The sequence below is a fragment of the Sphingomonas sp. FG14 genome, from assembly GCF_057809675.1.
In genome coordinates, this window is the sequence record NZ_JBMDKK010000001.1 from 15,374 (window position 1) to 40,662 (window position 25,289).

Consider the following 25,289-nt stretch of genomic DNA (forward strand, 5'->3'; position numbering starts at 1 on the left):
CATGCTGTCGGGAGAAGGTTAAAAAACCGTGCAAGCCCGAGTCAAGCAGCCGCTTTAGCCAAGCCCTTGGAAAGTTGGAGCGCGCCGTGGAGGCGAGCCTTGGGATCGTTCCATGCGCGCGTGATCACCAGCTTGTTGTCCGGCCGCAACTTCGCCGTGCCCTGCAGGCGCTCGACATAGGCGAGCAGGGCGGGGATGTTCGGGAAGCTGTCATTGTGGAAGGTCACGAGCGCGCCGCGCGGCCCGACATCGATCTTGGCGATGCAGGCGCGCTTGGCGTTCAGCTTGATTTCGATCACGCGCAGCAGATTCTCGGTCGCATCGGGCAATTTGCCGAAACGGTCGATCAGTTCGGCCGCGAAGGATTCGACGCCCTGGCTGTCGTCGAGTTCGTTGAGGCGGCGATACAGGCCCATGCGCAGATCGAGATCGGGAACATATTCCTCCGGGATCAGGATCGGCGCGTCGACATTGATCTGCGGCGAGAAGGCCTCGCGCGGCGCTTCCAGCCCGGCGCCGCCGGCCCTCGCCTCCAGGATCGCATCCTCCAGCATCGACTGGTAGAGTTCGAAGCCGACTTCCTTGATATGGCCCGACTGCTCGTCGCCCAGCAGGTTGCCGGCGCCGCGAATGTCGAGATCGTGGCTGGCGAGCTGGAATCCGGCGCCCAGGCTGTCGAGATCGGACAGCACCTTCAGCCGCTTCTCCGCGCTTTCGGTCATCAGCCGCTCGACGGTCGTCGTCATATAGGCATAGGCGCGAATCTTGGATCGGCCGACCCGGCCGCGCAATTGGTAGAGCTGCGCCAGCCCGAACCGGTCGGCCCGGTTGATGATCAGCGTGTTCGCGCTGGGAATGTCCAGCCCGCTTTCGACGATGGTGGTGGAAACGAGCACGTCGTAGCGCCGGTCGTAAAAGGCGGACATGCGCTCCTCGACCATGCCCGGCGCCATCTGGCCGTGCGCGACGATATAGCTGATCTCGGGCACTTCATCGCGCAGGAACGCCTCGATATCGGGCAGGTCTGCGATGCGCGGCGTGACGAAGAAGCTCTGCCCGCCGCGATAACGTTCGCGCAGCAGCGCTTCGCGCAGCACCACCGGGTCCCAGGGCATGACATAGGTGCGCACCGCCAGCCGGTCGACCGGCGGGGTCTGGATCACCGACAGCTCGCGCAGGCCCGACATCGCCATCTGCAAGGTGCGCGGGATCGGCGTCGCGGTCAGCGTCAGCACATGGACGTCGCTCTTGAGCGCTTTCAGCCGCTCCTTGTGCGTCACGCCGAAGCGCTGCTCCTCGTCGACGATCACCAGGCCAAGGCGCTTGAAGTCGATGCCCTTGGCGAGCAACGCATGGGTGCCGACGACGATATCGACGGTTCCGTCGGCCAGCCCCTCCTTGACCGCCTTCGCCTCGGCGGCCGGAACCAGTCGGGATAGCCGGCCCACTTTCAGCGGAAAGCCCTGGAAGCGTTCGGTGAAGTTCATCGCGTGCTGGCGCGCGAGCAACGTGGTGGGGCAGACGACCGCGACCTGCTGCCCCGCCATGGCGGCGACGAACGCGGCGCGCAGCGCGACCTCGGTCTTGCCGAAGCCGACATCGCCCACCACCAGCCGGTCCATCGGCGTGCCGGCGGCGAGATCGCCGAACACATCGCCGATCGCGCGGTCCTGATCGTCGGTCTCCTGATAGGGGAAGCGATCGACAAAGGCGGCGTAGCTGCCGGCATCCGCTTCGAACACGGGCGCGGGGCGCAGCGCGCGCTTGGCCGCGGTCGCCAGCAATTCGCCGGCGATCTCGCGGATGCGTTCCTTCATCCGCGCCTTGCGCCGCTGCCAGGCTTCGCCGCCCAGCCTGTCGAGCGTCGCATTCTCGCTGTCCGCGCCGTAGCGCGACAGCACGTCGATATTCTCGACCGGCACGTAGAGCTTGTCGCCGCCGGCATATTCGAGCGCGACGCAATCATGGGGGCTTTGGCCGACGGGGATCTGCGTCAGGCCCTCATAGCGGCCGATGCCGTGGTCGACATGGACGACAAGGTCGCCGGGGCTGAGCGTCGCCAGCTCATTGAGAAAGGCGTCCGCACTTTTGCGACGCTTCTGCCGGCGGACGAGCCGGTCGCCGAGCATGTCCTGCTCGGTGAGCACTGCGACGTCGGGCGCGGTGAAGCCATGGTCGAGCGGCAGCACGACCAGTGCGACACCCGAGGCGGCGGCGCCCAATGCCTCCTGCCAGTTCGCCGCCGGGATGGCGCCTTTCAGCCCATGATCGCCGAGCAGGCCGCCGAGACGCTCACGGGCGCCTTCCGAATAGCTGGCGAGCACCAGTTTGCGGCCGGCCTTGCGCAGCGTGGCGGCATGGGCCGCGACGGCTTCGTAGACATTGGCGTTCTGCGCGCGCTCGGGCGCGAAATCGCGCGGGCCATCGACGCCGAAGTCGATGACGGTCGCACTTTCGGGTTCGTGGAAAGGCGTGGCCAGGTGGATCGGCGCGCGCGCCAGATGCTCGCTCCATTCCGCCGCATCAAGATACAGCGCGGTCGGAGCGATCGGGCGATAGCTGCCCGGATCGCCCGACTGGGCGCGCTCTCGATTGGCGTGATAGTCTGCGATCGCCTCGAAGCGCTGTTCGGCGGCGGCCACCGTGCCGGCATCGCGGACGACGACGGCATCCTTGCCGATATGGTCGAACAGGCTGGCGAGCTTTTCCTCCAGCAGCGGCAGCCAGTGTTCCATGCCGGCCAGACGCCGCCCCTCCGACACCGCCTGATACAGCGGATCACCCGTCGCGGTGGCGCCGAAGATCTCGCGATAGCGGCTGCGGAAGCGCTTGACACTGTCGGGATCGAGCAGAGCCTCGGAGGCGGGCAGCAGGGTGAAGCCGTCGACGCGGCCGGTGGTGCGCTGGTCCGCGGGATCGAAGCGGCGGACGCTTTCGATCTCGTCACCGAAAAAGTCGAGGCGCAGCGCCTGTTCCTCGCCGGAAGGGAACAGATCGACGAGCCCGCCGCGCACCGCATATTCGCCGGCATCGGCGACGGTATCGGTGCGGACATAGCCATTGGCCTGAAGCAAGGTTGCCAGATCGTCGCGGTCGATGCGCTCGCCCGGCGCCAGCGTAGCGACGAGCTGGCGGATGCGGAACGGTGTCAGCGTGCGCTGGGTGACCGCATTGATGGTGGTGACCAGGATCTGCGGCCGCGTGAGGCCACGCTGGAGCGCGTGAAGCGTCGCCAGCCGTTCGGATGTCGCGCGTAGCGATGGCGAGGCGCGGTCATAGGGCAGGCAATCCCACGCGGGAAATCCGAGCGTCTCGAGTTCGGGTGCGAAATAGTTCGCTGCGTCGACGATCGCGCGCATCGCGACATCGTCGGATGCGACGAACACCAGCCGCCGGCTGCCCTGCGCGAACGCGGCGCGCGCCAGGTCCGCGACCATCCAGGGCAGGAATCCGGCGGGCGCGCCGGCCAGCGTGAGCGGGGAACGCGCCGAAAGGATGGTGTTGAAATCAGCCACGATGCGCGGTGTCCGTCTCCGTCTGCCCTGTCGTCATCGTGCGACCGGGATATAGGTCAGCGTCTGCATCTCCGCCATCATCGGGCCTTGATAGCGTTCCGGAACGGCCAGGGTTCCGATCGCCCAAGCCATGATCTCGACATCCTCTTCCTCGATCAGGATTTCGAACCAGGCGATCTGTTCGTCGCTCCAGCCGGCCGAATAGGTATCGAAAAAGCCGCCGATCAGCAGATCGGCTTCCTTGGTGCCGCGATGCCATGCGCGGAAGGAGAGGCGTTTCAGGCGGGTTTCGCGGTCCATGAGTGTTCCGAACTGGATGGGCAGACAGGAATTGGCCGGCGGGCGACTGGATACGCCTGCCGGCTGAGCTATAAGCGGGTCACTAACGATGCGACCCGATATTCTCAATCCGCTGTTCGCCGAAATCACGGCGCTGAAAGGTGTCGGGCCCCAGCTCGCCCGCCCGCTGGAACGGCTCGGCCTGGCGCGCGCGATCGATGTCGCCTTTCACCTGCCCAGCGGCTGGATCGATCGCCGGCCGATCGAAGCGCTGGAAGAGGGGCTGGAAGGGCAGATCGTCACGATCCTGCTCACTCCCACCGATTACCGCCAGGGCGGGCCGCGCGGGCCGTTTCGGGTGCAGGCGGTGGATCGGCACGGCGATGTGGTGAGCCTGGTCTATTTCGGCGGCAATCCGGGCTGGGCGAAGAAGCTGCTGCCGCTGGGCGAGCCGCGCATCGTGTCCGGCAAGCTTGAAAGCTATGGCCAGCAGCTCCAGATCGTGCATCCCGATCATGTGCTGCCGCCTGAAGAGGCCGGGGCGCTGCCCGAGCGTGAGCCGGTCTATCCGCTCTCCGAGGGCCTGACCGGCAAGCGGCTCGCGCAACTGGCCGAACAGGCGCTGGCGCGTGCGCCCGATCTTCCCGAATGGATCGAGCCCAGCGTGCTCGAAAAACGGGGGTGGCCGGGCTGGCGCGAGGCGCTGGTGCGCCTCCATGCTGATCCGTCGGACGCGATGGCGCGCGAACGTCTGGCCTATGACGAGATCTTCGCCAATCAGCTTGCCCTGATGCTGGTCCGCGCATCGGCGCGCCGGCGCCGGGGCAGGGCCTTGCGGGGTGATGGCCGGCTGCGCGCGATGCTGAATCTGCCTTACGCGCCGACCGGCGCACAGCAGCGGACGGTCGGCGAGATCGAGGGCGATATGGCGCAGGAGCGGCCAATGCTGCGGCTGCTGCAGGGAGATGTCGGTTCGGGCAAGACGCTGGTTGCGCTGATGGCGTTGCTGACGGCGGTCGAGGCAGGTGCCCAGGGCGCGCTGCTGGCGCCCACCGAAATTCTGGCGCGCCAGCATTATGAGACGATTTCGAAGGAATTGTCGGGCCTGCCGGTGACGGTGGCGGTGCTCACCGGCCGCGACAAAGGCCGCGCGCGCGAATCGACGCTGATGGGGTTGGCCGACGGATCGATCGACATATTGATCGGCACCCACGCGATCTTCCAGGATGCGGTGAACTATAAAGCGCTGGGCCTTGCGGTGATCGACGAGCAGCACCGGTTCGGCGTCGCGCAGCGGTTGCTGCTGGCGCAAAAGGCGGAACGGCCACCACATCTGCTCGTTATGACCGCGACGCCGATCCCGCGCACGCTGACGCTGACGCAATATGGCGAGATGGATATCAGCCGGCTTGACGAGATGCCGCCCGGGCGGCAGCCGATCGACACGCGCGTGATGTCAGACCAGCGTCTGCCCGAGATCGTCGACGGGGTGGCGCGGCACCTGTCGGGCGGCGGGCAGGCTTATTGGGTGTGTCCATTGGTCGAAGAAAGCGAGAATAGCGATCTCGCAGCCGCCGAAGCGCGTGCCGAGGCATTGCAGGCCCGGTTCGGTGATCGCGTCGGGCTGGTCCATGGCCGGATGAAGGGACCGGAAAAAGACGCGGTCATGGAGCGGTTCCAGCGCGCGGACGCCCAACTCCTTGTCGCGACCACGGTGATCGAAGTCGGCGTGAACGTGCCCAATGCCACGCTGATGATCGTCGAGGGGGCGGACCGGTTCGGGCTGGCGCAGCTTCACCAGCTTCGCGGCCGGGTGGGGCGGGGCACCGGCCATTCGGTGTGCCTGTTGCTGCGTGGAAACGGGCTCAGCGAGACGGCGCGCGCGCGGCTTGCGCTGATGCGGGAAACCAATGACGGTTTCCGCATTGCCGAAGAGGATCTGCGGCTGCGCGGCGCCGGCGAGATATTGGGGACCCGCCAGTCGGGCGAAGCGCGTTTCCGGCTTGCCACGCCCGAGCACATCCAGTCGCTGCTGCCGATGGCGACCGACGATGCGCGGCTGCTGGTCGATCGCGACGGCGGGCTGGAGGCTTCACGTGGGCAAGCGGCGCGGACGGCACTTTATCTGTTCGATCGCGACGCTGGGGTGGGATTGCTGCGATCTGGCTGATTGCTGAGGCCTAAGCCGCCCCGGCAAGCCGCTGTTCCGCCGCGATCGCTGCGAGCAGGTTGAAATAGACGGTGGGATCGAGCGCTTCCAGGAACTCGGCGCCGATATTCTGCTCCATCGACCAGATCTTGCGGCCGACGAGCTGGCCGAGTTCGGGCAGTTCGATCGAGATCAGGCTGCCGTCGATCAGCGAAAGCTCGGTGCGGGCCATGAAGCCGAAGCGCGAGACGTTGAGCAGATAGGCGGGGGCAGGATCGCCGAAGGGGGGCGAGCAGGGGCGGATTCGGGTTGCGATGAAGATTTCGTCGCGTTGCGCGCGCCGTTGATCAACCTGAAAAACATGCTGGGCCAGATGTGCGGCCACGATTCTGTCTCCCCCCGGATTAGTGCCGGATTGCACCCTCCGAGGCTGAGGACTGGTGTAGCTATCGGGTTAACGCAGCGCTTACCGTGATGGCTTGCAGCTTAAGAAACGCCCGTCAGAACGCCGTGCGCTTTCTTTCCGGCGGAGATCCGCACCGGTGAATCGCCGATCGAAACGATCATCGCTTCGTCGATCACCTTTTCGCCATCGACGCGCGCGCCGCCGCCCTTGATCAGCCGGCGCGCTTCGCCCTTGGAGGCGACCAGACCCAGGCCGACAAGCGCGTCGACGATGGCGATCCCGTCCTCCAGCACCGCGAGCGTCGGCAGGTCGGCCCCGGCTGATCCCTCGACGAAGGTGCGATGCGCGGTTTCCGCCGCCGCTTCCGCCGCCTCGCGGCCATGGAGCAAAGCGGTCGCCTCATCGGCCAGTCGTTTCTTGGCGTCGTTGATCGCGGCGCCTTCCGCCTTTTCGAGCATGGCGATCTCGTCGAGCGGCAGATCGGTGAACAGGCGCAGGAAACGGCCGACATCGCCGTCATGCGTGTTCCGCCAGAACTGCCAGTAATCATAGGGCGTAAGCTGGTCGGCATTGAGCCAGATCGCGCCCGAGACGGTCTTGCCCATCTTGCCGCCATCGGCGGTGGTGATCAGCGGCGTGGTCAGGCCGAACACTTCGACACCGTCCATCCGGCGCGTCAGATCGATGCCGTTGACGATATTGCCCCATTGGTCCGATCCGCCCATCTGCAGGCGGCAGCCCCGCTTCAGCGAGAGTTCGCGGAAATCATAACCCTGCAGGATCATGTAGTTGAATTCGAGGAAGCTCAGCGACTGTTCGCGATCGAGGCGCAGCTTGACGCTGTCGAAGCTGAGCATTCGGTTGACCGAGAAATGCTGGCCCACTTCGCGCAGGAAGGGGATGTACTCCAGCTTGTCCAGCCAATCGGCATTGTCGACCATGATCGCGTCGGTCGGGCCGTCGCCGAAGTGGAGGAAGCGTTCGAAGACGCGCTTGATGCCCGCGATATTGTGCGCGATCGCGTCCTCGCCGAGCAGGCGGCGCGCCTCGTCCTTGAAGCTGGGATCGCCGATCTTGCTGGTGCCGCCGCCCATCAGGACGATCGGCTTGTGCCCAGCCTGCTGAAGCCGGCGGAGCATCATGATCTGCACCAGGCTGCCGACATGGAGCGACGGCGCGGTCGCGTCGAAGCCTATATAGCCGGGCACGACCTCCTTGACGGCAAGCGCATCGAGCGCCGCCGCGTCGGTGATCTGGTGGATATAGCCGCGTTCCTGAAGTAGGCGGAGAAGGTCGGATTTATATTCGGTCATGACGTGGTGCGCCTAGCATGGAGAATCCCGGTTGAGTAGCGTGTTGGCGAAACGGGCTCTGGTCGCCCATCCGGACTTTCCCGAACCTTCCATAGCGATCGGCGCCAAGCTCACATCCGTTGGCATTGGTGTGCTCAAGATCGAATATGCGGTGACTGGAGCCGTTGCCGATATTCGTTTCCCTGCGGTGAGCGCTCCCGAGCGCCAGGACGGGCTCTGGAAAACCACATGCTTCGAGGCATTTGTGGGAATGGCTGACGGTCACTCGTACGTCGAATACAACTTCTCCCCGTCGCGTGGCTGGGCCAGCTACCGGTTCGATGACTATCGAAGCGGCATGGCCGAGGCGATCGACCTGTCTGCGCCGGATATCTACCTCGAGACTGACAATGGGGGCCGTTTCATGCTCACCGCCTGGGTGGATCTGACACCCCTGACCTCCAAAGGCGTCGAATCGCTCGGCATCAGCGCCGTCATCGAGGGGCATGATGGCCGCAAATCCTATTGGGCGCTCGCCCATCCGCCGGGGAAACCCGATTTCCATCATTCCGATTGCTTTGTCCTGAAACTCCCGGCAGCAGTCTGATCCATGAAATTCGGTATCGATCGCCTCCTTTCCGAACCTGAGCTGCGCAAGCCGCTCGAGGGCAAACGCGTCGCCCTGCTGGCTCATCCTGCCTCGGTGACGGCGGATCTCACCCATTCGCTCGACGCGCTTGTCGCCGCCGGGCTCAACGTCACCGCTGCTTTCGGCCCGCAGCACGGGCTGCGCGGCGACAAGCAGGACAATATGATGGAGTCTGCGGACTTCACCGATCCTGTCCATGGCGTGCCGGTGTTCAGTCTGTACGGCGAGGTCCGCCGCCCGACCGGACAGGCGATGGGCACGTTCGACGTGCTGCTGGTCGATCTCCAGGATCTCGGTTGCCGCATCTACACCTTCATCACGACCTTGCTCTACGTGATCGAGGCGTCGGCGGCGCACGGCAAGGAAATCTGGGTGCTCGACCGCCCCAACCCCGCTGGCCGGCCCGTCGAGGGGCTCACCTTGCGTCCGGGCTGGGAAAGCTTCGTGGGCGCTGGCCCGATGCCGATGCGCCACGGGCTGACGCTGGGCGAACTGGGCCTGTGGTTCATCGAGCACTTCAAGCTCGACGTCGATTACCGGGTGATCGAAATGGCGGGCTATGAGCCCGACGCGGCGCCCGGCCATGGCTGGCCGCTGAACGAGCGGATCTGGATCAATCCCAGCCCGAACGCGCCCAATTTGTGGATGGCGCGCGCCTATGCGGGCACCGTGATGCTCGAAGGGACGACGTTGTCGGAAGGGCGCGGCACGACTCGGCCGCTGGAGATCTTCGGCGCACCCGATATCGACGGGCGCGCGGTGATCGCGGAGATGCGGCGGCTGGCGCCCGAATGGCTGGGCGGATGCATCCTGCGCGACTGCACCTTCGAGCCGACCTTCCACAAGCATGTCCATCGCATGTGCAGCGGCGTGCATATCCATGCCGAGGCGCCGGGCTATAATCACCAGGCCTTCCAGCCCTGGCGGTTGCAGGCGCTCGCGTTCAAGGCGATCCGCCGGCTTCATCCCGATTATGATCTGTGGCGCGATTTTCCGTATGAATATGAATTCGGCAAGCTCGCCATCGACGTGATCAATGGTGGCCCGGCGCTGCGCGAATGGGTTGATGATGCCGGGGCGTTGCCCGGCGACCTCGAAGCCTTGACGATTCCCGATGAGCAGGCCTGGATCGAGGAACGGCGCGCTTCCCTGCTTTACTGAAGCGCAACCCCGACGCCCTTGTCAGGACGCCGGGGCCGGGGAGAGACTGGGACGATTAGCGCCGATGCTGGCGATCGTGCTTCTGGATCTTGATCCGGGCGCTCAGCGCGTCGAAGCGGCGATCGAGATCGGCGCGCTCGCGGGCGGTGAAGACGCCACCCGAACGGCGATATTGCTGCTCCAGCCGGTTGAGCGAGCGGAATTCGGTGCGCAGCCGCGTCGCTTCGTTCCGGGTCAACGCACCGCTGCGCACGCCCTGGTCGATGCGCCGGTCGAGCTGCTGCTGGCGCTGGTTGATATTCTGCCACGGCGCCGCGTTGGCGGCCATCGGCGTGGTGAAGGCGATCGCGGCGGCAAGGCTCGCGAGGATGAGGTTCTTACGCTGCATGTTACTGACTCCCGTCCCTTGATTGGAACGAGACCTGTCTAGGATTGGCTTGTCGCGGGACTGTGCCGATCACCGGCTTTTGTGTCGCAATGTGTCGCAGCCGATCGTGGCTCCACTCAGTGCTTGCGTGTCAGTTCCCGCATTGCATCGTCGAGCCCGTCCAGCGTCAGCGGATACATGCGATCGTTCATGAGTTCGCGGATCATCTTCACCGACTGCGAATAGCCCCAATGCGCCTCCGGCACAGGATTGAGCCAGACCGCGGCGGGATAGACATGCGCCATGCGGCTGAGCCACACCGCGCCGGATTCCTCGTTGAAATGCTCGACCGATCCGCCGGGATGGCTGATCTCGTACGGACTCATCGATGCGTCGCCGACAAAGACCAGCTTATAGTCGTGGCCGTATTTATGGAGCACGTCCCAGGTGGGCGTGCGCTCGGTGAAGCGGCGGCGATTGTCCTTCCACACGCCTTCATAGGGACAGTTGTGGAAATAGAAGAATTCAAGATTCTTGAATTCGCTGGTGGCGGCGGAGAAGAGTTCCTCGCACAGCTTGATATGCGGATCCATCGATCCGCCGACATCGAGGAACAGCAGCAGCTTCACGGCATTGTGCCGTTCCGGGCGCATATGGATGTCCAGCCAGCCCTGGCGCGCGGTGCCGTCGATCGTCGCGTCGATATCGAGTTCGTCGGCCGCGCCCTCGCGCGCGAAGCGGCGCAGGCGGCGCAGCGCCACCTTGATGTTGCGGGTGCCCAGTTCCTTGGTCGAATCCAGATTCTTGAATTCGCGCTTGTCCCACACCTTGACCGCCCGGCCATGCTTGCTTTCGCCGCCGATGCGGACGCCCTCGGGATTATAACCCGAATTGCCATAGGGGCTGGTGCCGCCGGTGCCGATCCACTTGTTGCCGCCCTGGTGACGGCCTTGCTGTTCCTCAAGCCGTTTCTTGAGCGTCTCCATGATCTCGTCCCAAGAGCCCAGCGACTTGATCTGCTCCATTTCCTCAGGCGTCAGGAATTTCTCGGCAACCGCCTTCAGCCAATCTTCCGGGATATCGGTGGCACCGGTCTCGAAGCTGCTCTCGATCCCCTTGAAGACTTTGGCGAACACCTGGTCGAACCGGTCGAGCAGTCCTTCGTCCTTTACGAAGGTCGCGCGCGACAGCCAGTAGAATTCCTCCGGGCGCCGCTCGATCACATCGCGCTTCAGCGCTTCGAGCAGTACGAGATGCTCCTTCATCGATGCGGGGATGCCGGCTGCGCGGAGCTCGTCGAGAAAGTTGAAGAACATGGCTTTCCTTACCGCTCCCGTATCGCCTGTCCAAGCGGGAAACACGGGTGGTTAAGGGGGCTTCAACCAATGGCGCCTAGGGTCCGCCATGCAATTCCTGAGAGGGCAGCATGACGGGTAATCTCGCGATCGCGACGGAAGGCGGGGCGGACGGTGGCGCGGTTGAGGCGGTGGCGCGCAATTGCGGCCGGGTGGCCGTGGGATGCAGCGACGCGGCCGGCTATGTCGCGGGGGTTTCCGAACGGATCGCGCGGCAGCTCGAGATGCTCTCGATGCTGGAGGACGTCACCGCCGCGCTGGAGGCCGATCAACGCCGGGTCGCCGACTCGACCGACGAGGCGCGGCTGTTGTCCGAACAGGCGCGTGAGAAGCTGGGCAAGGGCGCCGCGATGATCAGCGGATCGCGCGGCCAGTTCACTGAGCTCACCGATCTCGTCTCTCAACTTGGCGCGCGGATGACGAGCTTCGCCGCGGCGATGGAGCAGGTACGGCGCGTCAGCACGGTGATCGACACGATCGCGCGAAAGACCAACATGCTGGCGCTCAACGCGACGATCGAAGCTGAGCGCGCTGGCGATGCCGGGCGAACCTTCGCGGTGGTCGCGAGCGAGGTGAAAAAGCTGGCGCAGGAAACGCGCGGCGCTACCGAACAGATCTCGCGCACGCTCGCATCGCTCACCAGCGAGGCGGGCACGGTGATCTCCGAGATCAATGACGGCGTGATGAAGAGCGTGATGGCGCAGCACGGCTTCGCGACGATCGACGATACGGTGCGCGACGTCGCCGAGATCGTCGCCCAGGTCGATACCCAGACCGACGGTATCGCGCGATCGACGGGGATGATCCATGACAGCGTCGCGCGCGTGCGCGACGGCTTGTCGTTGTTCGCGGGTGACGCTCGCGCCAATGCGACGGCGCTTGGCGACACCAGCCTCAGGATGGGATCGATCGAACAGCTTTCCAATGCGATGTTCAACGATCTGATCCAGAGCGGTTTCGCGTCGGAGGATCGCCATTTTGTCGATCTCGCCATCACCGAGCGCGACAGGATGGCGGCGATCACGAGATCCGCGATCGAGTCCGGGCGGCTCGATCCAACTGTATTGTTTGATCGGGATTATGCGCCCGTCGCCGGCACTGATCCGCAGCAGTTCACGACCCGGCTCAACGGTTTCGCCGATCTGATCTGGCGGCCCGAACTCGACCGCATCGGCGCACTGGATCCGCGGATCGTCGCCGCCGCATGCACCGATATCAATGGTTATTTGCCGACTCACGCCACTGCGTTCAGCCGTGCGCCGACGGGCGATCCACAGCATGACATGGCCTATTGCCGCAACCGGCTGATCCTGCTCGACGAGATCGATCGCAAGGCCAAGGCTAGCGAGAAGCCGTTCCACATGGCGGTCTATCGGCGTGAAACCGAGGGGCAGGAATTCCACGTCGTCCGCAACGTCTATGTGCCGCTGATCTTCGACGGCCGGCGCTGGGGCGATTTTGAACTCGCCTATATCGTCGATTGAGCCAGCCGATCTTGAACGGCCCTAGCGCTGCTGACGTTTTGCCATGAATGCGAGCCGTTCAAACAACATCACATCCTGTTCGTTCTTGAGCAGCGCGCCGTGGAGTGGCGGGATCGCCTTGGTGGGATCGCGCGACTGAAGGATGTCGAGCGGCATGTCCTCGGCGAGCAGCAGTTTGAGCCAGTCGAGCAGTTCCGAGGTTGATGGCTTCTTCTTGAGGCCCGGTACTTCGCGGACGTCATAGAAGATGTCCATCGCCTTGCTGACCAGCAGCTTCTGAATACCCGGAAAATGGACGTCGACGATCGCCTGCATCGTCTCGCGATCGGGGAATTTGATATAGTGGAAGAAGCAGCGGCGCAGGAAAGCGTCGGGTAGCTCCTTCTCGTTGTTCGAGGTGATGACGACGATCGGGCGCTCGACCGCCTTCACCGTCTCGCGGGTCTCGTAGACATGGAATTCCATGCGATCGAGTTCCTGGAGCAGATCGTTCGGGAACTCGATATCGGCCTTGTCGATCTCGTCGATCAGCAGCACAGGCAGGGTGGGGGAGGTGAAGGCTTCCCACAATTTCCCGCGGCGAATGTAATTGCCGATGTCATGGACGCGCGGATCGCCGAGCTGGCCGTCGCGAAGGCGCGCGACCGCGTCATATTCGTAGAGGCCCTGCTGCGCCTTGGTGGTCGACTTGATGTTCCATTCGATCAGCGGCGCATTGGCGGCCTTGGCGATCTCCTGCGCGAGCACGGTCTTGCCGGTGCCGGGTTCGCCCTTCACCAGCAGCGGCCGGCGCAGCGTCACCGCCGCGTTCACCGCGACTTTCAGATCGTCGGTCGCGACATAATTCTCGGTTCCGCTGAATCGCATGCTAACCCTCGCCACTTCACGTTTACGTCAATGGCGTTAAGGCGCGATTCCCTGCGGCGCAAGGGCTGCGGAGAAGGCGATCAGGCGGAATCGCGGGCGTGCTGTCGCGACTCGAGCACGGTCCACAGGCCGCGATGCTGGGCCAGGATCTGCTGTGCGCCGAAGCCCAGCGCGCGCGCCACGCCGCTATTCGCGGATGCCGTAGCGGCAACCGATCGGGTCAGGCGCTCGTCGGGCAGCCGGGCGGGTTGCGGTTCCACGCCCAGTCGTTGCGCGGCGATATCCAGCACGTGGCGGATCGCTTTCCAGTCCATCACCAGCGCGATCGCCGCGCCCAGCGCGCAGCCGGTGCGTTCGGATTGGGCGAGCGTTTCCAAGGCATGGCGCTGGCCGATCGCCGCGGCCTCGCATTCGGCATGGCCCGGCGTGCTCGGCAGGGGGCCGGCGGCCACGCTGATCCGGGTCAGGAACAGTCGTTCGAGCGTGAATCCTTCGGCTGCTGTCGCCAGCCAGGTCCGTGCGCCGGGATCGGTTTCGCGCATGGCGGCGAAGTCGATCACGCCGGGATGGCGGCCATGAAGCATGCAGAGATAATAGGCCGCATCGGCCAGATTGCGTGTGGCATGGCGGCCGTAAAGCAGTTCGGCGGAGGAGGGGTAGGCGTGGCTGGCAGTTCCGTCGGTCGTCAGAAGCGTATCCAGCGTTTCCGCCATGTCGACGCCACGAAACGTCAGAGCTGCTTGAGTTGCCATGGTTTTTTCCCGCTCTCTCGCCGCCGGTACGCGGCGGGTTTTTCGAACCTGCGATGGTTCTAGGCCGGTCTCGTAAATAGGGAGTTTATCCCTCGTTAGAACTGTGTTCGGATTTCTCGTTTCGATCTCGTCATGATTCTGGTCGCGCCAAAGAAGCCCGCTTGAATCGAAGCCCGAATGATTCGCTTCATCCCTTTGTCGTCGTGTCCTTTTATTTCGGTGCTACCTCGCTTCTCCGCGTGATGCTCAAACGAATCCGCCCCCGAAAACGGGGGCGGAAGCATCGTCGAATTTTCGGTGAAGCGATTATTGATCGAGGAAGCTGCGCATCTTGCGCGAGCGCGACGGGTGCTTGAGCTTGCGCAGAGCCTTCGCCTCGATCTGGCGGATGCGCTCGCGCGTCACGCTGAACTGCTGGCCGACCTCTTCCAGCGTGTGATCGGTGTTCATGCCGATGCCGAAGCGCATGCGCAGCACGCGTTCCTCGCGCGGCGTGAGGCTGGCGAGGACGCGCGTGACGGTTTCCTTGAGGTTCGCCTGGATCGCGGCGTCCACCGGAATGACGGCATTCTTGTCCTCGATGAAATCGCCCAGGTGCGAATCCTCCTCGTCGCCGATCGGCGTTTCGAGGCTGATCGGTTCCTTGGCGATCTTCATCACCTTGCGAACCTTTTCGAGCGGCATCGACAGCCGTTCCGCCATTTCCTCGGGCGTGGGCTCGCGGCCCTGCTCGTGCAGGAACTGGCGGCTGGTCCGCACCAGCTTGTTGATCGTCTCGATCATATGGACCGGGATACGGATCGTGCGCGCCTGATCGGCGATCGACCGCGTGATCGCCTGCCGAATCCACCAGGTGGCGTAGGTCGAGAATTTATAGCCGCGGCGATATTCGAACTTATCCACCGCCTTCATCAGGCCGATATTGCCTTCCTGGATCAGGTCGAGGAACTGCAGGCCGCGATTGGTATATTTCTTGGCGATCGAGATTACGAGGCGGAGATTGGCCTCCACCATTTCCTTCTTCGCGATCCGTGCCTCGCGCTCGCCCTTCTGCACCATGTTGACGATGCGGCGGAATTCGGGAAGCGACATGCCTGTCGCCTGTGCGATCTCCGAAATCTCGGTGCGGATGCGATCGACCGCATTGGCTTCGTTCTCGACGAATGCGGCCCATTTCTTGTCGATCTTCGCGACGCGCTCCAGCAGGCCTTCGTCGAGTTCATGGTCGACATATTCCTCGAGGAACGACTTGCGCGGCACCTTGTGGCGCTCGGCCAGACGCAGCATCTGGCCGCCAAGCGCGGTCAGGCGGCGGTTGTAGCTGTAGAGCTGGTCGACGAGATATTCGATCTTCGCGCCGTGGAACTGCACGCTCTCGACCTCGGCGGTCAGGTCCTCGCGCAGCTTCTGGTACTTTTTTTCCTCGACGACGGGGAAATCGTTGCCGACTGCCAGCGACTCGATACGGGACGCCTGCAGCTTCGAGAATTTCTTGTAGAGCGACGTGATCGTCGCGAACTTTTCGAGCGCGGCGGGCTTCAGCGTCTCTTCCATCTGGGCGAGGCTGAGCGTGTTGTCTTCCTCTTCGTCGTCCGAGGGGCGCTTGGCGCGCCGTTCGGTCATCGAATCCTGATCGTCGTCGCCCGATGTTTCCTCCTCGACCTCTTCCTCCTCCTTGTAGGAGGGGCCGGCGGTCTTCTCGGAAATCTCGCCATCGCCTTCGGCGTCTTCGTCGGTCAGGCTTTCGGGCGCCGGATCCTTGGAGAGCATGGCGTCGAGATCGAGGATCTCGCGAAGCTGCATCGTGCCTTCGTTAAGCGCGTTCGACCAGTCGATGATCGCGTTGAAGGTGATCGGGCTTTCGCAAAGCCCCAGGATCATCGTGTCGCGGCCCGCCTCGATACGCTTCGCGATCGCGATCTCGCCCTCGCGGCTGAGCAGCTCGACCGCGCCCATCTCGCGCAGGTACATACGCACCGGATCGTCGGTGCGGTCGACGGTTTCCTTGCGCTTTTCGGCGACATTGCCCGAGGAGCCGTCCGCCGGATCGGCAGCGTCGTCGCTATCATCCTGATCGGGCTGGTCTTCGGCGTCCTCGCCGGCATCCTCGTTCTCGACGATGTTGACGCCCATCTCATTGAGCGCGGACATCACGTCTTCGAGCTGGTCCGAGGACATCTGGTCCTGTGGCAGCGCTTCGTTAAGCTGATCATAGGTGATGTAGCCGCGCTTCTTGGCGCGCGCGATCAGCTTCTTGAGCGAGGCTTCGTTGAGGTCGATCAGCGGCGCATCGCCGCTTTCCGTCGTCTCTCCCGAATCCGTACCGTTGGTCTTTGCCATGTAACCGCCTAGTCCCGTCTAACTGTCCGCACCATCGTCGCCGCTCGCGAAGCTGGCGATCCGTTCGTCCGCTTCTCGCCGAGCGGCCCGCAAACGCGCCTGTTCCTCAACCAGCGCTCCGTCCCATTCCAATTCGAGCCGCAACGTGACGGCTGCAAGTGCCGCATCGAGCTCTGGAACAGAAGCGAGTGCTTCAATCGCCATAATTATACTGCGGTGTGCTGACTCACGTTCCGCATTGCTGCGCATCGACGAAAAGGCAAGCCTCTTTGTCGAGAGGAGTTGTTTTGACAGCGTGTCGAGCCCAGCATCGGCCAATATGGGGGCCAGACTCGCGGGATCAAGCGCTTGGCGAGAAAAGGCCGCGTCGATCAATGCGGAGCGCAATCGTTCCAGATTCGGATCGGCCAGCGGAATCGCTGAAAGCGAATCGGCGCAATATTCGATCGCCGCGGGGTGGGCGAGCAGTCCGCCGAAGATGGCGCGGGCCAGATGGATGTTGATCCCTTCACCGCTGATCCGCCTGGCCGCGTCGGAAAGCGGGCGGGGCGGGGGCATCCATTTGCCGCCGCCACGGCTACCGCTACGAGGCGATTGCTGCTGGCGGGCGGGCCGGCTCCGTTCGTAGAGTTCGTCGAAGCGCGCCCGGAATTCCTGGCGATATTGCTCGCGGACGTCGCCGTCCTTTATGGTCTGCGCCTGATCGTTGAGCCTTTTTCGGAGACCGGCGCGTGCCTCGGGCGTGTCGAGTGGCAGGGCTGCCAGTTCGTGCGACCAGAGCCGGTCGACCAGCGACTCAGGTTTTTCGAGCAGTGATTCGACGGCGGCGCGCCCGCCCGCACGCACCAGATCGTCGGGATCCTGGCCTTGTGGCAGCGTGATGAAGCGCAAAGTACGGCCAGGTTCGAGATGTGGCAGGGCACGGCCAAGTGCGCGGATAGCGGCCTTCTGGCCGGCGTTGTCTCCATCGAAGCACAGGATCGGCGCATCGCTCATCCGCCAGAGCCGCTCGATCTGGTTCTCGGTCAGCGCGGTCCCCAGCGGCGCGACCGCTTCCTCGATCCCGGCCTGGGCGAGCGCGATCACATCCATATAGCCCTCGACCACGATCACGCGGCCCGATTTGCGGGCCGCGGCGCTTGCGCGGTCGAGATTGTAGAGCGTGCGCCCCTTGTCGAAGAGCGGCGTGTCCGGCGAATTGAGATATTTGGGCTCGCTCGCGCCCAATATGCGGCCGCCGAACGCGATCACGCGTCCACGCTGGTCGCGAATGGGGATCATCAGGCGCCCGCGAAACCGGTCATAGGGTTCCTTGCCGGGTTTCTCGTCGGCGGGTGGTTCGATCAGCAGCCCGGCATCGACCAGCATCGCCCGGTCGATATGCTTCAGTGCCGTTTTCAACTTGGTGCGCGAATCGGGCGCAAAGCCAAATCCAAACGCCTTGCGAGTCGCGTCCGAAATGCCGCGCTTGTGGAGATAGGCGCGCGCTTCCGCGCCATCGATCCCGTCGAGCTGCGCGACGAACCAGTCCTGCGCGGCCTGAGTCACGTCATGCAGGCCGGACGCGCGCTCGGCGCGCTCTTGCGCCTTGGGGTCGGGAGCGGGCACGTCGAGACCCGCCGCCTGCGCCAGTTCCTTCACCGCATCGATAAAGGGCAGGCCGCGCTGATCGGTCATCCAGCGGATCGCGTCGCCATGCGCGCCGCACCCAAAGCAGTGATAGAAGCCTTTTTCGTCGTTGATGGTGAAACTGGGCGTCTTTTCCTGGTGGAAGGGGCAACAGGCTTTCCATTCGCGCCCCGCGCGCTGGATCTTCACGGTCTTGCCGATCAGGCCCGACAGCAGGGTGCGCGCGCGCAACTCGTCGAGGAATTGCGGGGACAGGGTCATTCACTCCCCTCCCGTTTTATGGGAGGGGAAGGGGGTGGGCCTGTCGAGCAAAGCCCGCTCGATCTTCGCAATCACACCCTCGATCCTCTCGATCACGTCATTGTTCCAGAAGCGGATTACGCGATACCCTTGATTTTCGAGGAAACGCGTTTTCCGCTCGTCGGCTTCCGCCCGAACATCATGCTGGCCGCCATCTACTTCAATAATGAGCTTTGCACCCCGCGACACGAAATCGCAGATGAAGGGGCCGATCGGGAATTGGCAATTGAACCGCACGCCATTGACCTGACGCGAGTTCAATCGGTGCCACAAGGCGCGCTCGGCTGGCGTGGCATTGCTGCGAAGTTCGCGGGAGCGGGCGGTCTGACGCGTATAGCCCTTGTCCAACATGCCCTCCCCCGACCCCTCCCGCGCGCGGGAGGGGAGAGATCGACTCGCCTTATGCCAAAGCCGCCTTCACCGCCGCGCTCGCCTTGGTCATGTCGAGCTGACTACCGTGGCGTTCCTTGAGCAGCGCCATCACCTTGCCCATGTCCTTCACCGATGATGCGCCGATTTCCGCCTTGATCGCCTCGATCGCGGCGGCGGTCTGGGCCTGGTCGAGCTGCGTGGGCAGGAAGCGTTCGATCACGACCACTTCGGCGCGTTCGGCATCGGCCAGTTCCTGCCGGCCGCCCTTTTCGTACATCTCGATCGATTCGCGGCGCTGCTTCACCATTTTCTGGAGCACTTCGACCACCAGGGCATCGTCATCCGTCGGCGCCTTGCCAGTGCGTGCCTCGATGTCGCGGTTCTTGATCGCGGCCTGGATCAGGCGGGTGGTGGCGGTGGTTTCCTTGTCGCCCGCTTTCATGGCGGTAATCTGGGCGGCCTTAATGTCGTCGCGAATCATGGGTTTCTCGGCCTGTTTTGGGAAAGCTACCAGCATAGCCAACGCGTCTCGATTTTAATAGATTGACCCCGATGGGCGTGGCTCCTAGTGACCCCGCCGTTTAACCTGTTCCCCGGGAGTAGCTGCACATGGCTGATGCCAAACCGTCCACCGCGCCTGAAGGGGCGACGGGGGTATTGGTGCTGTCCGACGGGTCGGTATTGTGGGGCCGTGGCTTCGGTGCAGAGGGCGCGGCGGTGGGCGAGGTGTGCTTCAACACCGCGATGACCGGATATCAGGAGGTGATGACCGATCCCTCCTATGCCGGCCAGATCGTCGCCTTCACCTTTCCGCATATCGGCAATGTCGGCACCAATCACGACGATATCGAGGCGACCAACCCGCACGCGCTGGGCTGTGTCGTGCGCGAGGACGTCACCGCGCCGAGCAATTTTCGCAGCATCCAGCGATTCGATGAATGGCTGAAGGGCAATGGCCGTATCGGGCTGGCGGGCGTCGATACGCGCGCGTTGACCCGGCGCATCCGGATCGAGGGCGCACCCAATGCGGTGATCGCGCACAATGCGGCGGGTCGGTTCGATATCGATGCGTTGCTGGCGCAGGCGCGGGGCTGGCCCGGGCTGGAGGGCATGGACCTCGCCAAGGACGTGTCAACGCTGCAAAGCTATCAATGGCGCGACGGCCTGTGGTCGCTGGGCAGCGGCTATGCTGTCGATGAAGCGACCGACGATCGCCCGCATGTCGTGGCGATCGATTACGGCCTGAAGCGCAACATCCTTCGAAACTTGGTGGCGGCCGGCGCGCGCGTCACCGTGGTGCCCGCCACCGCGACCACGCTGGAGGTGATGGCGCACCGTCCCGACGGCGTGTTCCTCTCTAACGGCCCCGGCGATCCCGCGGCGACCGGCGGTTACGCGGTACCGGTGATCAGGGATCTGCTCGAACGTGACATGCCGATCTTCGGCATCTGCCTGGGTCATCAGCTGCTCGGCCTCGCGGTGGGCGCCAAGACCAGCAAGATGCATCAGGGTCATCGTGGCGCAAATCATCCGGTCAAGCGCATCGCTGATGGCGCGGTCGAGATCACGAGCATGAATCACGGCTTCGCGGTCGAGGCCAAGACACTGCCGAAAAATGCGAAAGCGACGCATGTCAGCCTGTTCGATGGTTCGAATGCCGGATTCGAACTGACTGACAAGAAAGCATTTTCGGTGCAGTATCACCCGGAAGCGAGCCCGGGTCCCCAGGACAGTCATTATCTGTTCGAAAAGTTCGTCGGAATGATCAAGTGATCGATCCGAACAGCATGATTGCCGATACATTCGAGACGAAGGCCGACTAATGCCCAAACGCACCGACATCTCCTCGATCCTCGTCATTGGCGCCGGCCCCATCGTGATCGGCCAGGCATGCGAGTTCGATTATTCCGGCACCCAGGCGATCAAGGCGCTGAAGGAAGAGGGATACCGGATCGTCCTGGTCAATTCGAACCCAGCGACGATCATGACCGATCCTGAACTGGCCGACGCGACCTATGTCGAGCCGATCACGCCCGAGATCGTCGCGAAGATCATCGAGAAGGAACGGCCCGACGCGGTTCTGCCAACGATGGGCGGCCAGACCGCGCTCAACACCGCGCTGGCGCTGTTCAACGACGGTACGCTGGAGAAATATGGCTGCATCATGATCGGCGCTGACGCGGCGGCGATCGACAAGGCCGAGGATCGGCTGAAGTTCAAGGATGCGATGAGCAAGATCGGGCTCGAATCGGCGCGCTCGGCGATCGCGCATTCGCTCGACGATGCGATGGCGGCGCTGGAGAAGGTGGGCCTGCCCGCGATCATCCGGCCGAGCTTCACACTGGGCGGCACCGGTGGCGGTGTCGCTTATAACAAGGACGAGTTCCGCCGGATCGTGGCGGGTGGACTCGAGGCCAGCCCGACCACCGAAGTGCTGATCGAGGAATCGCTGCTCGGCTGGAAGGAATATGAGATGGAGGTGGTCCGCGACCGCGCGGACAATTGCATCATCATCTGCTCGATCGAGAATGTCGATCCGATGGGCGTCCATACGGGCGATTCCATCACCGTCGCGCCGGCGCTGACGCTGACCGACAAGGAATATCAGATCATGCGCAACGCATCGATCGCCTGCCTCCGGGAAATCGGTGTGGAAACAGGTGGTTCGAACGTGCAGTTCGCGGTCAATCCGAAGGATGGCCGGCTGGTTGTGATCGAGATGAACCCGCGCGTCTCGCGCTCGTCCGCGCTTGCGTCCAAGGCCACCGGCTTCCCGATCGCGAAAGTCGCGGCCAAGCTGGCGGTGGGCTACACGCTCGACGAGATCATGAATGACATCACCGGTGCCACGCCGGCTTCGTTCGAACCGACGATCGATTATGTCGTCACCAAGATTCCGCGCTTCGCCTTCGAGAAGTTCAAGGGATCGGAGCCGTTGCTGTCGACCGCGATGAAGTCGGTGGGCGAGGTCATGGCGATCGGCCGCAACATCCATGAAAGCATCCAGAAGGCGCTTCGCGGCCTCGAAACCGGGTTGTCGGGCTTCAATTTCGTCGACAGCCTGGTCGGCGCGCCCAAGGACGACATCATCGCCGAACTGTCGCGCGCCACGCCTGATCGGCTGCTGGTGGCCGCGCAGGCGCTGCGCGAGGGGCTGAGCGTCGCCGAGGTCCATCAGGTCGCGAAATACGATCCCTGGTTCCTCGAACGGATCGCCGAGATCGTCGCCGCCGAGCGAGAAGTGCTCGACAATGGCCTGCCGCGCGACGCGCAGGCGATGCGCCGCCTGAAGGCAATGGGCTTTTCCGACAAGCGGCTCGCCTATCTGGCGCTGCAATCGGCCAACCTGCGCGGTGGAGCGAGCATGGAGCGCGCGGTCGCGCGCGGTTCGGGCCTGATCCGCGACGCCGTTGTCGCGATGACCGGCGGCGTGACCGAGGAAGAGGTGCGCAGCCTGCGCCACAAGCTCGGCGTGCGGCCCGTGTTCAAGCGGATCGATACCTGCGCCGCCGAGTTCGAGGCGAAAACGCCCTATATGTACTCGACCTATGAGGCGCCGGTCTTCGGCGAACCCGAATGCGAGAGCCAGCCGAGCGATCGTACGAAGGTCGTCATTCTCGGCGGCGGTCCGAACCGGATCGGCCAAGGGATCGAGTTCGACTATTGCTGCTGCCATGCCTGTTTCGCGCTCGAGGATGCCGGGTTCGAGACGATCATGATCAACTGCAATCCGGAAACGGTCTCGACTGACTACGACACGTCCGACCGGCTCTATTTCGAGCCGCTGACCGCCGAGGATGTGCTGGAAATCCTCCATGTCGAGCAATCGAACGGCACGCTAGCCGGCGTGATCGTCCAGTTCGGCGGCCAGACCCCGCTCAAGCTGGCCCAGGCGCTGGAGAAGGCGGGCATTCCGATCCTGGGCACCTCGCCCGACGCGATCGACCTGGCTGAGGATCGCGAACGGTTCGCGGCATTGGTGACCAAGCTGAAACTGCTTCAGCCCGCCAACGGCATCGCGCGCAGCCGGGAAGAGGCGGTCGCGGTGGCGGAACGGATCGGTTATCCGGTGCTGATGCGGCCCAGCTATGTGCTGGGTGGCCGCGCCATGGAGATCGTAGACGGTCTCGCGCAACTCGACGCCTATATCCAGACTGCGGTTCAGGTCTCGGGCGACTCGCCGGTGCTGATCGATCAGTATCTGCGCGACGCCATCGAGGTCGATGTCGACGCGATCTGTGACGGTGACGAGGTCGTCGTCGCCGGCGTGCTCCAGCATATCGAGGAAGCCGGCGTTCATTCGGGCGACAGCGCCTGCACGCTGCCGCCCTACAGCTTGCCCGACGCGATCATTGCGGAGATCGAGCGTCAGGCCGAACTGCTGGCGCATGCGCTGGAGGTCCGCGGCCTGATGAACATCCAGTTCGCGGTGAAGGACGGCAAGGTCTATCTGATCGAGGTCAATCCTCGTGCCAGCCGTACCGTGCCCTTCGTCGCCAAGGCGATCGGACAGCCCATCGCGAAGATCGCGTCGCGCGTGATGGCGGGCGAGAAGCTGGCGGCGCTGCCGCGGATCGACCGTCGCATCGATCATATCGCGGTCAAGGAAGCGGTCTTCCCCTTCGCGCGGTTCCCTGGCGTCGATCCCGTGCTCTCGCCTGAGATGAAGTCTACCGGCGAAGTGATGGGAATAGATAAGGATTTTGCGACGGCTTTCGCCAAGTCGCAATTGGGGGCAGGCGATGAACTGCCGCAATCGGGCACCGTGTTCGTCTCGGTCAAGGACAGCGACAAGCCGGTGATCCTGCCGGCGGTGAAGCTGCTGACCGAACTTGGCTTCAGCATGGTCGCGACGAGCGGAACCGCTGATTTCCTGGAAGCGGAAGGCATTGCCGTTGAACGAGTCAACAAGGTGGCGCAGGGCCGGCCCCATATCGTCGATCGCATCATCGACGGCGGCGTGGCGCTGATCTTCAACACCACCGAAGGTTGGCAGAGCCATAAGGACTCCGCTTCGATCCGTGCTTCTGGGCTTTCGAAGTCGGTTCCGTACTACACCACGGCTTCGGCGAGTGTCGCCGCGGCTGAGGCGATTGCTGCAATGCGCAATCAAAACCTTGAAGTACGGCCGCTCCAGTCATATTATTCGAGTTCGCACGCCTGATCCCGACAATATGACGCGCGACAGGTGGCCTCGTCAGGACGGGGCCGCTTGGGGAAGTTTTGACGAAGGACGAGAGTGATGGCGACGGTCGAGAAAATGCCGATGCTGCAGGAAGGCTTCGACAAGCTGACGGTCGATCTCCGTCGCTTGAAGGCCGAGCGCCCGGAGATCGTTGATGCGATCGAGGAAGCGCGCGCGCATGGCGATCTTTCCGAAAACGCGGAGTATCACGCCGCCAAGGAGCGTCAGGGCCAGATCGAGGCGTCGATCGCCGATATCGAGGACAAGCTCTCGCGCGCGCAGATCATCGATCCCAAGACCTTGTCTGGCGACAAGGTGATCTTCGGCGCGACCGTGACGCTGCTTGACGAGAACGACAAGCCGCTCAAATACCAGATCGTTGGCCAGACCGAGGCGGACGCAAATTCGGGGCGTATCTCCTACAACTCGCCGCTCGGTCGCGCGCTGATCGGGCGCAAGGTGGACGACGAGGTCGAGGTGACGGTGCCCGCTGGCGACCGTTATTACCTGGTCTCGAAGATCGAGTTCATCTGACCGGCATGAACCTGCCGGCGGGTCGCTACACCAATATCCTGGTCATCGTCACGGCAGTCATCTGGCTGGCGCTCAATCTTGCCGGGTGGCTGGGATGGGCGTCGGTCATGGCTGGTTTCATCCCTGCACGCGTGATGGGGCCGGCGCTTGACGGCGCGGTGCCGGTCATCCTGACGCCGCTCAGCGCCGTTTTCGTGCATGCCAATATGGCCCATATCGCCTTCAACATGGTGATGCTGTTCCTGTGCGGGCGTTATACCGAATATGCGCTCGGCTCCGGGGGCTTCGCATCGCTCTACATCATCGGCGCCTATGCTTCGGCTGCCGCCCACTATCTCGTCGATCCTACGTCGATCGTGCCGATGGTGGGCGCCAGCGGGGCGATCTCCGCAGTGGTGGGCGCATATGCGCTATTGTTCGGACAGAAGCGGGCAAGGGCGATCGGACCGGTGCCGGCGGCCGTGGTCAACATCCTTTGGCTTGCCGCTGCATGGATCGGCGTACAATTGCTCATCCAGGTCGCAACGGCGAGTTCCGGAATCTTGGTCGCTGTCGCGGCGCAGGTCGGCGGCTTCTTCGCTGGCATATTGCTGGCGCGGCCTTTGCTCCTGTGGCGGTATCGCAGCGCTTGAGAAACGTGCGTGCGACCAATG

Annotated in this window: 20 protein-coding genes; 8 read left to right on the forward strand and 12 right to left on the reverse strand. The window is 63.7% G+C overall.

Annotation, left to right across the window (positions count from 1 at the left end):
* Positions 1-41 precede the first annotated feature (41 nt).
* Both mfd and ACODTA_RS00075 read right to left on the reverse strand, forming a co-directional pair.
* A complete protein-coding gene (mfd, locus tag ACODTA_RS00070; RefSeq protein WP_489063602.1) occupies positions 42-3,515 on the reverse strand; it encodes a transcription-repair coupling factor in 3,474 nt (1,157 codons plus the stop codon).
* Positions 3,516-3,548: 33 nt separating this feature from the next.
* Positions 3,549-3,815 carry an FAD assembly factor SdhE gene (locus ACODTA_RS00075; protein WP_489063604.1) on the reverse strand — a complete coding sequence of 89 codons (267 nt, stop codon included), beginning with the start codon at positions 3,813-3,815 and terminating at the stop codon, positions 3,549-3,551.
* A gap of 88 nt (positions 3,816-3,903) precedes the next feature.
* Here ACODTA_RS00075 and recG point away from each other — a divergent pair, with 88 nt between their 5' ends.
* Entirely contained in the window at positions 3,904-5,964 is a 2,061-nt protein-coding gene (recG, locus tag ACODTA_RS00080) for an ATP-dependent DNA helicase RecG (protein WP_489063605.1), read from the forward strand.
* Positions 5,965-5,974: 10 nt separating this feature from the next.
* On the opposite strand, the gene ACODTA_RS00085 is transcribed toward recG, so the two are convergent.
* Both ACODTA_RS00085 and tyrS read right to left on the reverse strand, forming a co-directional pair.
* Positions 5,975-6,328 (reverse strand): hypothetical protein, encoded by a 354-nt coding sequence (locus ACODTA_RS00085; protein WP_489063607.1) that lies wholly within the window; start codon positions 6,326-6,328, stop codon positions 5,975-5,977.
* A gap of 101 nt (positions 6,329-6,429) precedes the next feature.
* Positions 6,430-7,662, reverse strand: a complete 1,233-nt coding sequence (gene tyrS / locus ACODTA_RS00090; protein ID WP_489063609.1) for a tyrosine--tRNA ligase — start codon at positions 7,660-7,662, stop codon at positions 6,430-6,432.
* A 31-nt stretch (positions 7,663-7,693) separates the two neighbouring features.
* Between tyrS and ACODTA_RS00095 the strand changes: the two genes are divergently transcribed.
* Both ACODTA_RS00095 and ACODTA_RS00100 read left to right on the forward strand, forming a co-directional pair.
* Positions 7,694-8,248 (forward strand): DOMON-like domain-containing protein, encoded by a 555-nt coding sequence (locus ACODTA_RS00095; protein ID WP_489063611.1) that lies wholly within the window; start codon positions 7,694-7,696, stop codon positions 8,246-8,248.
* Between the two features lie 3 nt (positions 8,249-8,251).
* Entirely contained in the window at positions 8,252-9,451 is a 1,200-nt protein-coding gene (locus ACODTA_RS00100) for an exo-beta-N-acetylmuramidase NamZ family protein (RefSeq protein WP_489063613.1), read from the forward strand.
* Between the two features lie 55 nt (positions 9,452-9,506).
* On the opposite strand, the gene ACODTA_RS00105 is transcribed toward ACODTA_RS00100, so the two are convergent.
* Together ACODTA_RS00105 and ACODTA_RS00110 are read right to left on the reverse strand one after the other, a co-directional pair.
* Complete coding sequence (locus ACODTA_RS00105) at positions 9,507-9,839, reverse strand: hypothetical protein (protein WP_489063614.1); 333 nt, start codon at positions 9,837-9,839, stop codon at positions 9,507-9,509.
* 116 nt (positions 9,840-9,955) lie between these two features.
* Positions 9,956-11,134, reverse strand: a complete 1,179-nt coding sequence (locus tag ACODTA_RS00110) for a vWA domain-containing protein (RefSeq protein ID WP_489063616.1) — start codon at positions 11,132-11,134, stop codon at positions 9,956-9,958.
* Between the two features lie 110 nt (positions 11,135-11,244).
* Between ACODTA_RS00110 and ACODTA_RS00115 the strand changes: the two genes are divergently transcribed.
* The gene (locus ACODTA_RS00115) at positions 11,245-12,657 is read left to right on the forward strand and encodes a methyl-accepting chemotaxis protein (RefSeq protein ID WP_489063618.1); all 1,413 of its coding nucleotides are present in this window, start codon (positions 11,245-11,247) and stop codon (positions 12,655-12,657) included.
* 21 nt (positions 12,658-12,678) lie between these two features.
* Here the strand turns inward: ACODTA_RS00115 and ACODTA_RS00120 are convergent, their stop codons facing one another.
* From ACODTA_RS00120 to ACODTA_RS00145, 6 genes are all read right to left on the reverse strand, one after another.
* Positions 12,679-13,524 carry an AAA family ATPase gene (locus ACODTA_RS00120; protein WP_222987792.1) on the reverse strand — a complete coding sequence of 282 codons (846 nt, stop codon included), beginning with the start codon at positions 13,522-13,524 and terminating at the stop codon, positions 12,679-12,681.
* 80 nt (positions 13,525-13,604) lie between these two features.
* A complete protein-coding gene (locus tag ACODTA_RS00125; protein WP_489063621.1) occupies positions 13,605-14,276 on the reverse strand; it encodes a DUF6975 family protein in 672 nt (223 codons plus the stop codon).
* A 306-nt stretch (positions 14,277-14,582) separates the two neighbouring features.
* Positions 14,583-16,616: an RNA polymerase sigma factor RpoD gene (rpoD, locus tag ACODTA_RS00130; RefSeq protein WP_489063622.1), complete on the reverse strand. Its 2,034-nt coding sequence runs from the start codon at positions 16,614-16,616 to the stop codon at positions 14,583-14,585.
* Between the two features lie 18 nt (positions 16,617-16,634).
* On the reverse strand, positions 16,635-18,506 hold the full coding sequence (gene dnaG / locus ACODTA_RS00135; protein ID WP_489063624.1) for a DNA primase: 1,872 nt from the start codon (positions 18,504-18,506) through the stop codon (positions 16,635-16,637).
* Entirely contained in the window at positions 18,507-18,896 is a 390-nt protein-coding gene (locus ACODTA_RS00140; RefSeq protein WP_489063626.1) for an endonuclease domain-containing protein, read from the reverse strand.
* Positions 18,897-18,945: 49 nt separating this feature from the next.
* Complete coding sequence (locus tag ACODTA_RS00145) at positions 18,946-19,398, reverse strand: GatB/YqeY domain-containing protein (protein ID WP_489063627.1); 453 nt, start codon at positions 19,396-19,398, stop codon at positions 18,946-18,948.
* Between the two features lie 128 nt (positions 19,399-19,526).
* Here ACODTA_RS00145 and carA point away from each other — a divergent pair, with 128 nt between their 5' ends.
* From carA to ACODTA_RS00165, 4 genes are all read left to right on the forward strand, one after another.
* On the forward strand, positions 19,527-20,690 hold the full coding sequence (gene carA / locus ACODTA_RS00150) for a glutamine-hydrolyzing carbamoyl-phosphate synthase small subunit (protein WP_489063629.1): 1,164 nt from the start codon (positions 19,527-19,529) through the stop codon (positions 20,688-20,690).
* A gap of 49 nt (positions 20,691-20,739) precedes the next feature.
* Positions 20,740-24,081: a carbamoyl-phosphate synthase large subunit gene (gene carB / locus ACODTA_RS00155; RefSeq protein WP_489063630.1), complete on the forward strand. Its 3,342-nt coding sequence runs from the start codon at positions 20,740-20,742 to the stop codon at positions 24,079-24,081.
* A 78-nt stretch (positions 24,082-24,159) separates the two neighbouring features.
* Complete coding sequence (gene greA, locus ACODTA_RS00160) at positions 24,160-24,636, forward strand: transcription elongation factor GreA (protein WP_489063632.1); 477 nt, start codon at positions 24,160-24,162, stop codon at positions 24,634-24,636.
* 5 nt (positions 24,637-24,641) lie between these two features.
* On the forward strand, positions 24,642-25,268 hold the full coding sequence (locus ACODTA_RS00165; protein ID WP_489063634.1) for a rhomboid family intramembrane serine protease: 627 nt from the start codon (positions 24,642-24,644) through the stop codon (positions 25,266-25,268).
* Positions 25,269-25,289 lie beyond the last annotated feature (21 nt).

Coding starts and splice junctions, on each gene's coding strand:
- rpoD (WP_489063622.1), bottom strand. CDS start 16,616: ATGGCAAAGACCAACGGTACGGATTCGGGAGAGACGACGGAAAGCGGC.
- greA (WP_489063632.1), top strand. CDS start 24,160: ATGGCGACGGTCGAGAAAATGCCGATGCTGCAGGAAGGCTTCGACAAG.
- ACODTA_RS00120 (WP_222987792.1), bottom strand. CDS start 13,524: ATGCGATTCAGCGGAACCGAGAATTATGTCGCGACCGACGATCTGAAA.
- ACODTA_RS00100 (WP_489063613.1), top strand. CDS start 8,252: ATGAAATTCGGTATCGATCGCCTCCTTTCCGAACCTGAGCTGCGCAAG.
- ACODTA_RS00105 (WP_489063614.1), bottom strand. CDS start 9,839: ATGCAGCGTAAGAACCTCATCCTCGCGAGCCTTGCCGCCGCGATCGCC.
- tyrS (WP_489063609.1), bottom strand. CDS start 7,662: ATGACCGAATATAAATCCGACCTTCTCCGCCTACTTCAGGAACGCGGC.
- ACODTA_RS00125 (WP_489063621.1), bottom strand. CDS start 14,276: ATGGCAACTCAAGCAGCTCTGACGTTTCGTGGCGTCGACATGGCGGAA.
- ACODTA_RS00110 (WP_489063616.1), bottom strand. CDS start 11,134: ATGTTCTTCAACTTTCTCGACGAGCTCCGCGCAGCCGGCATCCCCGCA.
- ACODTA_RS00115 (WP_489063618.1), top strand. CDS start 11,245: ATGACGGGTAATCTCGCGATCGCGACGGAAGGCGGGGCGGACGGTGGC.
- carA (WP_489063629.1), top strand. CDS start 19,527: ATGGCTGATGCCAAACCGTCCACCGCGCCTGAAGGGGCGACGGGGGTA.
- recG (WP_489063605.1), top strand. CDS start 3,904: ATGCGACCCGATATTCTCAATCCGCTGTTCGCCGAAATCACGGCGCTG.
- ACODTA_RS00145 (WP_489063627.1), bottom strand. CDS start 19,398: ATGATTCGCGACGACATTAAGGCCGCCCAGATTACCGCCATGAAAGCG.
- ACODTA_RS00165 (WP_489063634.1), top strand. CDS start 24,642: ATGAACCTGCCGGCGGGTCGCTACACCAATATCCTGGTCATCGTCACG.
- dnaG (WP_489063624.1), bottom strand. CDS start 18,506: ATGACCCTGTCCCCGCAATTCCTCGACGAGTTGCGCGCGCGCACCCTG.
- ACODTA_RS00140 (WP_489063626.1), bottom strand. CDS start 18,896: ATGTTGGACAAGGGCTATACGCGTCAGACCGCCCGCTCCCGCGAACTT.
- carB (WP_489063630.1), top strand. CDS start 20,740: ATGCCCAAACGCACCGACATCTCCTCGATCCTCGTCATTGGCGCCGGC.
- ACODTA_RS00075 (WP_489063604.1), bottom strand. CDS start 3,815: ATGGACCGCGAAACCCGCCTGAAACGCCTCTCCTTCCGCGCATGGCAT.